Below are 13,305 nucleotides of genomic sequence, written 5' to 3' on the forward strand. Positions count from 1 at the left end.
TAGTAAGGCGTGTCTAAAGACGAAAACGCGCAACCGACTCACGCAGCTCATCGGCCAGACGTTCCAGTGAATGCAGGTTACCGTGGGCGGCCCGTACCGAAGTGGCAGACTCTTCGACGCGGGTGGCGATGTTCTCGATGTTCTGTGCAACGCTGGCGCTGGCCAGGCTCTGTTCGGCGGTGGCAGCGGTCACTTCGCGCACCTGAACCAGGGTCAGCGAGGCGCCGCTGTTGATCTGCCGCAATGCGCCGGCGGCCTGTTCGGCCAGCGCCAGACCGGCAGCGACCTGTGGGGTCACGGCGGTCATGCCATCGACCACCGAGCCGGTGTCGACCTGAATCGAACTGATCATGCGGGTAATGTCTTGAGTGGCCAGGGCGGTGCGCTGAGCCAGATTGCGGACCTCATCGGCGACCACGGCAAAGCCGCGGCCCTGCTCGCCTGCCCGTGCTGCCTCAATGGCGGCGTTGAGCGCCAGCAGGTTGGTCTGGCTGGCGATGTTGCTGATCACGCTGGTGATGCCGTCGATTTCCTGAGTGCGCTTGACCAGCCCGGCAATGCGCTGCGAAGCATCTTCGACCTGGCTGGACACCTGGGCAATCGCGCCGGCCGCTTCACTGACCCGTTGCTCGCCTTCGGCAGCCAGTTGCGCCGAACGCGCCGAACTGGTTTCAGTCTCTTGGGCACTGGAGGATATCTGGCCGATGGTGATGGACATCTGCTCAATGGCCGCCGTCGTGGCCGTGGTCGCCTCCGAGGTCTGCCGGGAAGCGTGGTCGATCTGCTGCATCTGCCCGTTCAGGCCAATGGCGGCCTGGCCAAGCAATTGCGAACCGCTGTGGATGCCGTGGATCATCTCGCGCAGGCTCGCCTGCATGGTCGCCACCGCCGCCAACAGGCTGTCGGCAGCGTAGTGGCCGTGCACCGGGCGGCTGAGGTCGCCGCCGGCGATGGCCCGCGCCACCTCGCTGGCATAGGCCGGCTCACCGCCCAGGCTGCGGTAGATGCTGCGCGACATGCCGACCGCCAGTGCCGAGGTCACCAGCACCACCAGCAGCCCCACGCCGAAGAAGTAGCTGGCCAGGCGCCAGAACGCGGCATCGATGTCATCGACGAAAATACCGAAGCCCACCAGCCAGTCCCAGCCTTCGATACGTATGATGCCGTTGATTTTCGGCACCGGCTGCTCGGCACCCGGATACTTGGCCAGGTCATCGAAAAACGCATAGGGGCGGTCTTTCAAGCCGTCCAGATAGGACTGCCACTTGGTTCGGCCATCGGCCAGGGTCACGCCGACATCGACCTTGCCGATCACCGCCGCATTGGGATGGACCAGACCCAGCGCGCCGACAGTGCGCGCCCATACATAGGATTTTTTGCCGTCGCGCAGGCTCGACAGCGCTTCTACAGCCTTGGCCTGAGCGTCTGCGCGGCTCAGCACGCCGCGCTGCTCCAGCGACTGGAAATAAGCCACTTGATGAGCGGCCAGGTCCAGCACGGTAAAGATTTCGCTGCGTTTGTTTTCCAGCATGTTCGAGCGCAAGGCGCTCAATCCGAAGCCGGCAATCAGTAGCAGCCCGAGAACGCAACAAAAAATGATCAGAGTGAATCGATGACGCAGCTTCATACGCCTTCCTTTGCGTGATGCACGACTGATTACATCCAGCGCACAGCCGTCCTGCGCAGCATAAATGCGCAGGACGGGTATTGCGGGAGCTTGCAGGTAAAGCGCGGTGCGGGCAGTTAATCAGCCTGCCACGGCGCGTGGCGACTCGGCGCTGAAATCGCGGCTGGCCTGGACCAGCATGCGGGTGTAGTCGTGGGTGGCCAGGTCCTGGCTCAGCGCCTGGCTGTCGAGGCGCTCGACGATTCGGCCTTGCTGCATCACCGCCACCTTGTCACACAGGTGGCTGACCACCCCGAGGTCGTGGGTGACCATCAGGTAGGTGAGTTTTTCACGCTGGCGCAGGTCCGAGAGCAGGTTGAGAATCTCGGCCTGTACCGACACGTCGAGGGCCGAGGTCGGCTCATCGAGCAACAGCACGCGCGGTTCGAGAATCAGCGCCCGGGCAATCGCCACCCGCTGACGCTGACCGCCGGACAACTGGTGCGGGTAGCGATAGCGGAAGCTGTCGTTCAGACCCACCTTGATCAGGATGTCGTTGATCCGGTCGTCACGCTCGTTCATGCCGTGAATGGTCAGCGGCTCGCGCAGCGCGGTGTCGATGGTGTGGCGCGGGTGCAGCGAACCATAGGGGTCCTGGAAGACCATCTGCACCTTGCGAAAGTGCTCCTTGGGAATCTTGTGCTGCAGCGGCACGCCGGCAATGCTAAGCGCGCCGGTCCAGTGCCGGTACTGGCCGGCCAGGCAGCGCAGCACGGTGGTTTTGCCAGAGCCCGACTCACCCACCAGGCCGAACGACTCACCGTCTTCGACACTCAGGTTGACGTCGTGCAGGACCTGGTTGAGCGCCGGGCCGACACCGAAGCTCAGGTTCAGCGATTGTGCTTGGATCATGGACATGCTCAGTTACCTCAGGCGGTGAGCCATTGTGGGTCGCGTTGCAGCACCGGCAGGCGCGGACGACGGTTGTCCATGCTCGGCAGGGCAGCCAGCAGGCCACGGGTGTAAGGGTGTTCGGCGTATTGCAGGTCGCAGGCGGCCAGTGACTCGACCACACGCCCGGCATACATCACCAGCACCCGGTCGCAATAGTTACGCACCAGGTTGAGGTCGTGGCTGACGAAAATCAGCCCCATCTGCTGCTCGACCACCAGTTCTTCAAGCACGTTAAGCACCTGCTGGCGCACCGAGACGTCAAGCGCCGAGGTGGGTTCGTCGGCAATGATCACTTCCGGATTGGTGATCACCATCATGGCGATCATGATCCGCTGGCCCATCCCGCCGCTGACCTCATGCGGGTACAGATCGTAGACCCGCTTGGGGTCGCGGATGTGGACCTTCTCGAGCATCAACAGCACCCGGTCGCGGGCCTCGGCCCGGCTGGCCTTGTGGTGCGCCAGGTAGGCCTCGGCGATCTGGTCGCCAACCTTGACCACCGGGTTGAGCGAGTACTTGGGGTCTTGCATGATCATCGAGATGCGCTGGCCGCGAATCTTCTGCATGGCCTTTTCGCTGGCGCTGAGCAGATCGACATCGCCGAACTGCAGGGCCTTGGCGGTGATCTGGGTGCTGGCCGGGTGCAGCTTGAGCAAGCTGCGGCCTACGGTGGATTTGCCCGAGCCGGACTCACCGACAATGGCCAGCTTCTCGCGGCCCAGGGTGAACGACACATCACGAACCGCGTGCATTTCTTTCTTGCCGTTGACGAAACGCACATTGAGCGAATCGACATTGAGTTTGATCGTCGACATAAAGCCTCCAGTTACTCGCTACGCGGATCGAGAATGTCCCGCAGGCCATCGCCCAACAGGTTGAACGCCAGGCTGACCAGCATGATTGCCGCGCCCGGTACCGCGACCAGCCACCAGCATTCGAGCATGTAACGCCGGCCGGTGGAGATCATTGCGCCCCACTCCGGCAGCGGCGCCTGAGCGCCCAGACCGAGAAAGCCCAGTGCAGCGGCGGTCAGGATGATGCCGGCCATGTTCATGGTCAGGCGGATGATCACCGACGACATGCACATTGGCACGATGTGGCGCAGGATGATGCGCGTCGAAGAAGCGCCCTGCAGTTCGACCGCGACCACGAAATCTGCCTTGCGCAGCGACAGGGTCTCGGCGCGTGCCAGACGGGCAATCGGAGGCCAGGAGGTCAGCGCGATGGCGACCACCGCATGCTCAAGACCAGGGCCCAGGGCGGCGATGAAGGCCAGCGCCAGTACCAGGCTGGGGAAGGAGATGAAGATGTCGGTGATGCGCATGAACACCGTATCGACGATACCGCCGAAGTAGCCCGAGACGGTGCCGATGAACAGCCCGATCGGCCCGACGATGATGGTCACCAGGGCAATGATGTAAAGGGTAATGCGCGCGCCGTACACCAGCCGGCTGAAGATATCGCGGCCGTATTCATCGGTGCCGAACCAGTTGGCCGCACTGGGCGGCTGCAGGGCGGCAGCGAGGTTCTGCACCACTGGGTCATGGGTGGCGATCCAGGGGGCGAAGGCAGCGACCACCACCAGCAGCAGGGCCACCAGCAACCCGGCCAGGGTCATGGGGTTGCGCAGCAGGTGGTTAAACACCCGCAAGCTGCTTTTATACAGCGCTTCCATGCTGGAAGCGGGCGTGTTGTCGGCTTTGCGCTTGGCGGCTTCGGTAGAAGACATGTTGGCAATCATCGGCATGCTCTCGATGTGAAGTCATGGCCACTGCAAGCGCCCGCAGGCGCTGCAGCAGTGTTCAGCGTTGTTTGTAGACACCCAGGTAACGGGTCGCCTCGGCGTCATCGCCGGTAAAGCCCTTGACGTCCACCGCACTCACGGCGGTGTCGGTCATCTGCGAGATGACCATGATCGGGCCGACCTCCTGCTCGTAACGGTTCTGCGCCTGGTGATACATGGCCAGGCGTTTGTCGGCATCACGCTCTTCACCCAGGCGGTCGACCAGTTCATTGATCTGCTGATCGAAGAACGAGGCGCGCCAGCCCTGGAAGTTGGGCAAGCCGGCGTTGTCGCTGTTGTCGGGGTTATAGGCAAATACGCGCAGGCTGAAGTACGGGTGCGGATAGCGTTCGGCGCCGCGCGCCACGATCATGTCAAAGTTGCGCGCGCGCATCGCGCCGTACACCTGGTTGCCGGTGCCGGTGATGATGCTGGCCTTGATTCCGCCTTCGGCGAGGGTCGACTGCATGCGCGCCGCGATGTCGATGAACGGCGGTTCGGACAGGGTGCGAATGGTCGTGCTGAAGCCTTGCGGGTAGCCCGCTTCGGTGAGCAGCGCCTTGGCCTTGGCCACGTCCATCTTGTAACCCGGATCAGGCAGACGGGCTTCCAGGCCCAGTTGCATCGGCCGCTGGTTGAGCGTGCCGTAGTGCGGCATGACCTGCTCGTCCAGGCCTTTGTAGTCGATCAGGTTACGCACCGCTTCGCGAACTTTCTTGTTGGCGAATTCAGGCTGTTTCATGCTCATCGCCACGTAGTACATGGTGCCGCGGGTCAGCGCCTGGACTTGCAGCTTTTTATTGCTTTCGATGGCCTTGATATCCGGTGCCGCGATGCCGTAGGCCAGGTCGAGGTCGCCGCGCTCCAGCATCAGACGCAGCGATTGCGATTCGGTCATGTGCCGGACCAGCACCCGCTTCATCTTGGCAGGCCCGCCCCAGTAACCGTCGAAGCGGGTCATCACCAGCGAGTCGTTGGCGCTCCATTTGGTCAGGGTGAACGGGCCGCTGCCGGCGGCGTTGGTCACCAGCCAGGCAGCGCCCAGATCGCCATTCTTCTCGTGCTTCAAGGCTTCGACGCGATCGACGATCACCGCACTGGGCGACACGGCCAGCGAGTCGATCACCAGCAACGGGTTGGTCGGTTGCGGCAGGTCGACCACCAGCGTGTGCTTGTCCGTGGCGCGGATCAGGCTCTGGATGTTTTCAGTGCTGTAGCCATAGGCCTTCCAGGTGGTGGCCAGGCCGAAGTTGAGTTTCATCACCCGGTACAGCGACCAGGCCACATCTTCTGCGGTCAGCGGGTTGCCAGAGTGAAACTTGACGTCAGTGCGCAGGTTGAAGGTGATCTGCTTGCCGTCGTCACTCACCGTCCAGCGCTCGGCCAGTTGCGGCAAGTGCTTTTCCGGGCTGCCGTTGTCACGCTTGATCAGCGTGTCGTAGAGGTTGGCGTTGATTCCGGAAGCATCCAGGCCCGGTGCGTTGGCCGGATCGATGGAGAACAGGTTGACCATGCTCATGCCGACGATCAACTGGTCGGCAGGGGTCTTGGCCTGTACCGCAGCCATTGGCCCCAGCGCCAGCATGACGCCCAGCAGGCTCATACGCAGTGTCGGAAATACAGTCTTCATGTGGGCATCCTTCTTTTTATAGTTATTCAATGTGTTCGCGCCAGCCTCGCGGCTTAGCGGGTCCTTGGGTCGAACACTTTGTACAGGGCATCACTGATCAGGTTGAGGGCGACGAAGATCAGACCGATCACCAACACACAGCCCATCACCGCGTTCATGTCACCGAGCATCAGGCTGCTGGTCAGGTACTGACCGAAACCAGGCCAGGCGAAGACGGTTTCGATCAGTACCGCGCCTTCGAGCAATGAGCCATAGGCCAGGGCAACCACGGTGAGCAGTTGCACGAGAATGTTGCGAAACGCATGACCCCAGACCACCTGACGGCGCGACAGGCCCTTGACCCGGGCGGTGATGATGTATTCCTGCGACAGTTGCTCAAGCATGAAGCTGCGGGTCATGCGGCTGATGTAGGCCACCGAGTTCAGGCCGAGGATCAGGCCCGGCAGGACGATGTGGCGCAGGGCACTGGAGAACGCATCCCAGTCACCGGCAATGACGGTGTCGATCAGCAGCAGGCCGGTGACTTCCGGCACCATGCCGTCGTAGGCCAGGTCGATCCGCCCTGCACCGCCGGCCCAACCGAGCCAGGCGTAGAAAATCAGCAGGCCCATCATGCCGACCCAGAAAATCGGGGTGGAATAGCCGAACAGGGTAATCACTCGCGCCACGTGGTCACCGACCCGGCCCTGGTTGGCCGCCGCGACGACGCCCAGCGGCAAGCCGATGACGATACCGAACAGGATCGCCAGCGTGGCCAGCTCGATGGTCGCCGGGAACACCCGCTTGATGTCTTCCAGCACAGGGTGACCGGTGAGCAGGGCATTGCCGAAATCACCGCGCAACAGATCGCCAAGGTACAGGCCGAACTGGGCATAGATGGGTTTGTCCAGGCCCATCGAGCGATACACCTGGTCGTAGGTGGAGCTGTCGGCGTCTGGACCGACCACGGCCAGCACCGGGTCCAGCGGCATGACCCGACCAATGAAGAAAGTCAGCGCCAGCAGGCCCAGCAAGGTCACCAGAACGGTGCCTGCGCGGCGGGCAGTACCGGATACGCGAGTACCCAGAACAGAGGCAGTCGAAAGAAACATAACAGGCTCCTGAGAAAGCTTTACCAATCACCGAGGTGTGAGGGGCGCGCACGCCCCGCTACCCATCAACGCGACTTGTAGACGTCTTTATATCGGGTGGTGGCCGCAGTATGGCCCTGGTAGTTCTGCACATCGTGGTACAGCACCACGGTGTCAGTCATCTGCGAGATTGGCATGATGGCTCCCACCTGCTCGTCCAGAATATTCTGGATCTGCTGGTACTGCGCCAGTTGCTGCGCCTTGTCCGGCTCGACCTCGGCCTTCTCGATCAGGCTGTTCAACTCGGGGCTGTAGAACGAGGTGCGCCAGCCCTGGAAGTTGCTCAGCTTGGCCTCGTCGCGGTTATCCGGGTTGTACACCAGGGTGCGCAAGCTCGAATGCGGATGGCGCTCGGCACCACCGCCGCCACGGCCGACCATGATGTCGAAACTGCGCTCACGCATGGCGCCGTAGATCTGGTTGCCGGTGCCGGTGATGATGGTCGCCTGAATGCCTGCCTGGGCCAGGGTGGCTTGCAGGCTGGAAGCGATGTTGATGAACGGTGGCTCGGTGAGCACCCGGATGGTGGTTTTGAAACCGTCCGGGTAACCGGCTTCGGCCAGCAGTTTCTTCGCTTGCGCAACGTTCAGGGTATAGCCCGGATCGTCCAGCCGCGCCGGCAGACCCAGCGGCAGCGGACGCTGGTTGATCAGCCCGTAGTGCGGCATGACGGTCTGGTTGATGCCTTGATAGTCGATCAGCGAACGGACCGCCTTGCGCACCCGGGCGTCATCGTAGGGCTTGTTCTTGACGCTCAGCGCCACGTAATACAGGGTGCCGCGCTGAACGGTCTCGGCGCGGACCTTGTCGGACTTCTCCAGCGCAGCGATATCCGGGGCAGACATGCCCTTGGCCAGGTCCAGGTCACCACGCTCGACCATCAGGCGCAGCGACTGCGACTCGGTCATGTTGCGCATGACAATCCGTTTGAGCTTGGCCGGACCGCCCCAGTAGCCGTCGAAGCGGGTCATCAGAATCACATCGTTGGCGCGCCAGTCATTGAGAATGAACGGGCCACTGCCAGCGGCATGGGTGGTCAGCCAGGCACCGCCCATGTCATCGCCTTTCTGGTGCTTGAGCACCACTTTGCGGTCAAGGATGAATGCGCTGGGCGAGGTCGCCAGGGTATTGAGGACCAGCATCGGGTCGGTCGGGCGTGGCAGCTCGACCACAAAGGTGTGCTCGTCGGTGGCACGCATGTACTGCTCGACATTGCTGGCGGTGAACCCGTAAGCCTTCCAGGTCGAGGCCAGTGCCATGTTCAGTTTGAGGATGCGCTGCAGCGACCAGGCGACGTCTTCGGAGGTCAGTGCGTTACCGGACTGAAACTTGACGCCCTTGCGCAGATTGAAGGTCAGGGTCTTGCGGTCGTCGCTGATCTGCCAGCTCTCGGCCAGCGCCGGTTGCAGCACGTCTGGCTGCTTGACGTCCTGCACCAGCAGCATGTCGTACAGGTTGGCGTTGACTTCCGAGACATCCAGACCGGTGGCCGCAGCCGGGTCCAGCGACAGCAGGTTAATCATGCTCATGCCGACGATCAATTGATCGGCAGGCGTCTTGGCGAAAGCAGCGGGGACCGAGGTCATTGCCAGCGAGGCGGCAAACACCCCCGCCCAAAACTTGGGGAGAACGTTCATGTGAGTAGCCTTTCTTGTAGTTATTGGACTCTCGGGCGGCACGCAATGGTGCGTACCGCCAATCTCAGCGTGTTGCGCGAATCAGAAACTCTGTAGCGTATTGGTCTCGACGTAGTTGAAGTCGATGTCCTCGCCCAGACCTGGCAGGTCGGACAGGTGCACGAAACCATCCTGGTCCATCGGGTCGACCAGACGAGTGAGGTAGGCCGGCACTTCGTCGTAGTCCAGGAACGGGTGCAGCAGGCCGCGCTCGTACCAGGTGCAGTTCTTGATTGCACCGACCACGTTCAGGTTGGCAGCCCCATTACCGTGGATTTCGCAATCCATGCCGAACGACTCGGCCATGTGGGCGACCTTCAGGCACGGGGTGATACCACCGACACCGGCAACCCCGGCACGCAGGATGTCGCACACATCATTCTTCACCCAGCTGGCGCGGCTCAGGTGCTTGCCGCCCAGACTTTCCGGACCCAGGATCGGGATGTCCAGCTGACGCGCCAGCCAGGCGTAAGACTCGGCCGAGTCTTCCATCATCGGTTCTTCGAACCAGGCGAAATCGAGTTTTTCCAGCGCGCGGCCGATAGTCAGGGCATCGGTACGGCTGTACCAGTGATAACCGTCGATCATCAGCGCGATGTCCGGACCTACCGCTTCACGGACTGCGGCGCAGGCCTTGATGTCCATGCTCACGCTTGGCGCGAAAGACACCGGCGGCATCCAGGTGTGCAGTTTGATTGCCTTGTAGCCACGCTTGACCAGGGTCTCGGCGAAACGGCCGTACTCTTCCGGGGTCGACAGACCGCCTTCGAGCTCGTCACCGCACATGGTCGAGCCGTAGGCCGGGACCTTGTCGCGGAAGCCGCCAATCAGCTTGTGCACTGGCACGTTCAGCTTGCGGCCGGCCCAGTCCCACAGCGCCTGTTCGACCAGCGCCAGAGCACGGTCGGTCAGCTGGCTGGCGCTGCCGCGCTGCCAGTGCGCCAGGTCGTGCCAGATTTTTTCGCGATCGAATGCATTGGCGCCAACCAGCACCTTGCGCACGAAGTTATCCAGCACGTAAGGACGAATCAGCTCGGGCGCACCGAGTGCATAACCTTCGTTGCCGCATTCTGTCTTGATCCGCAGCAAGGCCATTTTGGCCTGGCTCACGTCGCCCGGATGGGCATGGCCGGCGCTGTCTACAGCGCGGCGCGTGGGGTAGGAAAAGATCTGGACGTTGACAGCGGTGATGATCATTGAGGTCGGGCCTTCTTCTTGGATTTGTGGCGGGTGTGTCACGCTCTGGGATCGATCCTACGTCATCATACAACGTTTGAAAAGCACCCCCTGAAAACTTTCTAAACCTGCCTATCCGGCGGTATTTCGCAAAAAAAACCCCTGTCAAAAGATGGTAATCAAGCCTGAAACCATTGATTTAGAGCCTTTAACACCCGTGATATGACAACATTCAAAGAATTTCTAGACAACCTAAAAGTTGTACGATAACTTATTTGGAAATTCACCACGGAGGCTCCACCCACACCCCACTCACACCCGCCGCACACCACTCATAACGACCTCTACAACAACAAAAAAGAAGATCGCATGAACACAACACTCCGCAACCTCATTGCTGTAGGTACGCTCGGCCTGTCTTTCTACGCTTGCGCCGACTCTGCGAGCATCAACTACCGTCACAGTTTTACTGAAGACGACAGCATCCACTCCGACCGGATCAAACTCAGCTACCGCATGGACAGCGGTCTGGGCTTCGCTGCCGAGGTCAAATACAAGACTGCCGGTGATCGCGAAGACGTTGCCTACGACAACGTCGTAAACAACGGCCATGAGTTCACGGTGGACTACAACTACAAGCTCAGTGCCAAATCGACACTGCAGCCCTTGTTCATCATGGACAGCGTCAAAGACGCCACCACGTACAAGTTCGGCTTGAAGTACACCTACAAGATCGACGATGCCTGGTATGTCGCAACCCGCATTCGCCATGACGCCAGACGCCTGGACCGCGACGTGATCGATCGCAGCAAGGATGACCGCGCCAAAGACAACCAGAACACCACGCGTTTTGAAGGCTGGCTTGGCTGGACCCCGACAGGCCCTTGGGCCTTCGAGTACCAGTACATCTACTTCGATACCGATTACATCCGCTACGACAACAAGAAGAGCGACTACGAGCAAAACATGGTCGTGAAGTACAAGATCAACAAACAGTGGCAGCCGTTCATGGAAGTGGGTGACATCAAAGTCAACTCCACCACCGATGACCGTCAGGCCCGCTGGCGTGTAGGCATCCAGTACAACTTCTTGTAATACCCCCGCCGCCGGGCAGCCACCAGGGTTGCCCGGCATTGCTGCAAGACGCGAAATCCCCCACTTGCTCAACCCTCGTTTTCTCAACAGAAGGCGCTCGTCATGACCACCTCATCCGTGCCTGCCGACTCAGGCAAACCCTTCAATCGTCTGCTGCTGACCGGCGCTGCCGGCGGTCTGGGGCAGATCATGCGTGAAGCACTGCAGGCCCATGCCAACATCGTGCGCGCATCGGACATCAGCCCGATGGCGCCTGCCGCCGGCGATCATGAAGAAGTGATAAGTTGCAACCTGGCCGACAAGCCAGGCGTACTGACACTCGCTCAGGATGTCGATGCCATTGTGCATCTGGGCGGGATCTCTACCGAACGAGCGTTCGAAGAGATTCTTGATGCCAATATCCGTGGCACCTTTCATATTTATGAGGCTGCGCGCATCCACGGCATCAAACGGGTGATCTTCGCCAGCTCCAATCATGTGACCGGCTTTTACCCACAGGATGAACAGCTCGACGCTCATTCTCTGCGCCGGCCAGACTGTTACTACGCACTGTCGAAGTCTTACGGCGAAGACTTGGCAACGTTCTATTTTCATCGCTACGGCATCGAAACCGTAAGCCTGCGAATCGGTTCGGCATTCCCGGAACCGCGCAACCTGCGCATGCTCTCGACCTGGCTGAGCTACAGCGACCTGGCCCATCTGGTCGAGCGCTCATTGCTTACCGAGAACGTCGGGCACACCGTGGTATATGGCGTATCGGCCAACCGCGATCTGTGGTGGAACAACCGCTACGCGGCGCACCTGGGTTTCAACCCGCAAGACAGCTCCGAGCGCTTTCGCGCCAGGATGGAGCAGTTGCCAAAACCGGCAGCCGACGACCGCAGCGCCACCTTACAGGGCGGCGCCTTTACCATTGCCGGGCCGTTCTGAACCCTGTTCTTATAAAGCTTCATCACGCAGGTCCTGACTCATCTGGTCGCAACTGCTCGACCAGGCCGCCAGCCACTGGGGAATGGCCGCAGACTGCTCCGCCAGCCCCAGCGCGCTGACCAGCTCAGCCGGTGCGACCAGCCCTCTGGCCGAGCGAAACAGCCCACGGATGATGACCACGCCCACCACTCGCCCACGACTGACGAAGCGGTGTTCAAGAAACACCCACTTTTCGTCCCAGCCCAACAGGCGGGTTTGAAGCTCGAAGGCTTCGAACAGCTTCAACTCCCGACGAAACTTGCCCCAGGCGTCACCGACGATGGGCACGGCTTTATGTCGCAGTGCAACTTTATAGGCACCGGTACGCAGTACAAAATCCATGCGCCCGACATCCGCCAGGGTAAAGTAACGACCATTAGTGACATGCCGATTCAAATCAAGATCAAGCGGCCACACCCGCAGATGCAGCGAAGTAACAGCGGTCCCCTCAACCAGGTGCCGCCACGGCCGGCGTAATAACATGCACAACAATCGAAACCAGAGATTCATGACCCACCCGCGCCTGAGATATCAAGAACAGACTTTAGGCCAGCCCCGCTATTGAAGGGTAGGTCTGTAACTTACAGTTTTGCCAAAGACTGTGCATGTTGATCATTGACCGTCATCAAACGCTGCACTCAATGGCGCATGCCACTGAGTGCCTTTTCCAGCGCTGCGGTGGTTTTATCGTTCAACTGGATGCGCAGCGCGACCGCACGCTCGACGCCGATCTGCAGCGCCGGGCCAAAACGGCTGATATCCAGCCCCAGCCGGATCAGCATTTTTTCAACACCGACCGTCGTCACGGTAACGAACTGCTCGACGCCGCAATCAATGGCGAAGTTGACGATCGCGTGAATGGCCTGGGTGGTGCCCATCGAGAAACCGAAACGGTTGCCGTCCGGCAACTCGATGGCAAAGCGGCTCAGCTCCCAGATCGATTCGGAACAGGGCGCCGGCTGGCCGTGCAACAGTTCCGGGAAGGTATGCGCCAACATGTTCGGGCCTGTCGTCGGCAGAATCCGCCAACAACCGCAAACATACGCCTGATCAGAACTTTCGTTAATAATCATGTAGTAAGGATCAAGCGCATCATAGCCATCGATTTCCATGTCATTGATCAGCGGAATATCCCACATCTTCTTATGTTTGAAGATCCGCGCACGCAGCTTGTGCATGGCGTTCAACGCTTGTGGATGGGTATTAGTGCGGCGCTCAATAGAAATAAACATGGTGACTACCGTTGGCTGGATATTGCCGAGAACGGTATATTCAAAATGAATAAA

The 13,305-nt window shown here is 60.5% G+C and carries 12 protein-coding genes; 2 read left to right on the top strand and 10 right to left on the bottom strand.

The window, feature by feature from the left end; genetic code table 11:
* Positions 1-13 precede the first annotated feature (13 nt).
* From NJC40_RS27155 to NJC40_RS27190, 8 genes are all read right to left on the bottom strand, one after another.
* Complete coding sequence (locus tag NJC40_RS27155) at positions 14-1,627, bottom strand: methyl-accepting chemotaxis protein (protein ID WP_253140716.1); 1,614 nt, start codon at positions 1,625-1,627, stop codon at positions 14-16.
* A gap of 120 nt (positions 1,628-1,747) precedes the next feature.
* Positions 1,748-2,524 carry an ABC transporter ATP-binding protein gene (locus tag NJC40_RS27160; protein ID WP_045481854.1) on the bottom strand — a complete coding sequence of 259 codons (777 nt, stop codon included), beginning with the start codon at positions 2,522-2,524 and terminating at the stop codon, positions 1,748-1,750.
* 11 nt (positions 2,525-2,535) lie between these two features.
* Positions 2,536-3,375 (bottom strand): ABC transporter ATP-binding protein, encoded by an 840-nt coding sequence (locus tag NJC40_RS27165; RefSeq protein WP_045481856.1) that lies wholly within the window; start codon positions 3,373-3,375, stop codon positions 2,536-2,538.
* 11 nt (positions 3,376-3,386) lie between these two features.
* Entirely contained in the window at positions 3,387-4,301 is a 915-nt protein-coding gene (locus NJC40_RS27170; RefSeq protein ID WP_045493676.1) for an ABC transporter permease, read from the bottom strand.
* Positions 4,302-4,362: 61 nt separating this feature from the next.
* A complete protein-coding gene (locus NJC40_RS27175; protein ID WP_045481858.1) occupies positions 4,363-5,973 on the bottom strand; it encodes an ABC transporter substrate-binding protein in 1,611 nt (536 codons plus the stop codon).
* Positions 5,974-6,026: 53 nt separating this feature from the next.
* Positions 6,027-7,064 (bottom strand): ABC transporter permease, encoded by a 1,038-nt coding sequence (locus tag NJC40_RS27180; RefSeq protein WP_253115116.1) that lies wholly within the window; start codon positions 7,062-7,064, stop codon positions 6,027-6,029.
* A 65-nt stretch (positions 7,065-7,129) separates the two neighbouring features.
* Positions 7,130-8,740, bottom strand: coding sequence for an ABC transporter substrate-binding protein (locus NJC40_RS27185; RefSeq protein WP_253115115.1), 1,611 nt, complete (start codon positions 8,738-8,740; stop codon positions 7,130-7,132).
* Positions 8,741-8,821: 81 nt separating this feature from the next.
* Positions 8,822-9,976 (bottom strand): mandelate racemase family protein, encoded by a 1,155-nt coding sequence (locus NJC40_RS27190; RefSeq protein WP_045481867.1) that lies wholly within the window; start codon positions 9,974-9,976, stop codon positions 8,822-8,824.
* A gap of 348 nt (positions 9,977-10,324) precedes the next feature.
* Between NJC40_RS27190 and NJC40_RS27195 the strand changes: the two genes are divergently transcribed.
* Complete coding sequence (locus NJC40_RS27195) at positions 10,325-11,050, top strand: oligogalacturonate-specific porin KdgM family protein (protein WP_045481869.1); 726 nt, start codon at positions 10,325-10,327, stop codon at positions 11,048-11,050.
* Positions 11,051-11,152: 102 nt separating this feature from the next.
* On the top strand, positions 11,153-11,980 hold the full coding sequence (locus tag NJC40_RS27200; protein WP_253140715.1) for an NAD-dependent epimerase/dehydratase family protein: 828 nt from the start codon (positions 11,153-11,155) through the stop codon (positions 11,978-11,980).
* A gap of 9 nt (positions 11,981-11,989) precedes the next feature.
* On the opposite strand, the gene NJC40_RS27205 is transcribed toward NJC40_RS27200, so the two are convergent.
* A complete protein-coding gene (locus NJC40_RS27205; protein WP_253140714.1) occupies positions 11,990-12,529 on the bottom strand; it encodes a thioesterase family protein in 540 nt (179 codons plus the stop codon).
* Between the two features lie 128 nt (positions 12,530-12,657).
* Entirely contained in the window at positions 12,658-13,251 is a 594-nt protein-coding gene (locus NJC40_RS27210; protein WP_045481880.1) for an acyl-homoserine-lactone synthase, read from the bottom strand.
* Positions 13,252-13,305: the final 54 nt, after the last annotated feature.

Source organism: Pseudomonas sp. 21LCFQ02, assembly GCF_024129895.2.
GTDB lineage: Bacteria > Pseudomonadota > Gammaproteobacteria > Pseudomonadales > Pseudomonadaceae > Aquipseudomonas.

What these genes read in the sequence shown, in the direction of transcription:
- NJC40_RS27155 (WP_253140716.1), bottom strand. Translation starts at nt 1,627, where the DNA reads ATGAAGCTGCGTCATCGATTCACTCTGATCATTTTTTGTTGCGTTCTC.
- NJC40_RS27160 (WP_045481854.1), bottom strand. Translation starts at nt 2,524, where the DNA reads ATGTCCATGATCCAAGCACAATCGCTGAACCTGAGCTTCGGTGTCGGC.
- NJC40_RS27165 (WP_045481856.1), bottom strand. Translation starts at nt 3,375, where the DNA reads ATGTCGACGATCAAACTCAATGTCGATTCGCTCAATGTGCGTTTCGTC.
- NJC40_RS27170 (WP_045493676.1), bottom strand. Translation starts at nt 4,301, where the DNA reads ATGATTGCCAACATGTCTTCTACCGAAGCCGCCAAGCGCAAAGCCGAC.
- NJC40_RS27175 (WP_045481858.1), bottom strand. Translation starts at nt 5,973, where the DNA reads ATGAAGACTGTATTTCCGACACTGCGTATGAGCCTGCTGGGCGTCATG.
- NJC40_RS27180 (WP_253115116.1), bottom strand. Translation starts at nt 7,064, where the DNA reads ATGTTTCTTTCGACTGCCTCTGTTCTGGGTACTCGCGTATCCGGTACT.
- NJC40_RS27185 (WP_253115115.1), bottom strand. Translation starts at nt 8,740, where the DNA reads ATGAACGTTCTCCCCAAGTTTTGGGCGGGGGTGTTTGCCGCCTCGCTG.
- NJC40_RS27190 (WP_045481867.1), bottom strand. Translation starts at nt 9,976, where the DNA reads ATGATCATCACCGCTGTCAACGTCCAGATCTTTTCCTACCCCACGCGC.
- NJC40_RS27195 (WP_045481869.1), top strand. Translation starts at nt 10,325, where the DNA reads ATGAACACAACACTCCGCAACCTCATTGCTGTAGGTACGCTCGGCCTG.
- NJC40_RS27200 (WP_253140715.1), top strand. Translation starts at nt 11,153, where the DNA reads ATGACCACCTCATCCGTGCCTGCCGACTCAGGCAAACCCTTCAATCGT.
- NJC40_RS27205 (WP_253140714.1), bottom strand. Translation starts at nt 12,529, where the DNA reads ATGAATCTCTGGTTTCGATTGTTGTGCATGTTATTACGCCGGCCGTGG.
- NJC40_RS27210 (WP_045481880.1), bottom strand. Translation starts at nt 13,251, where the DNA reads ATGTTTATTTCTATTGAGCGCCGCACTAATACCCATCCACAAGCGTTG.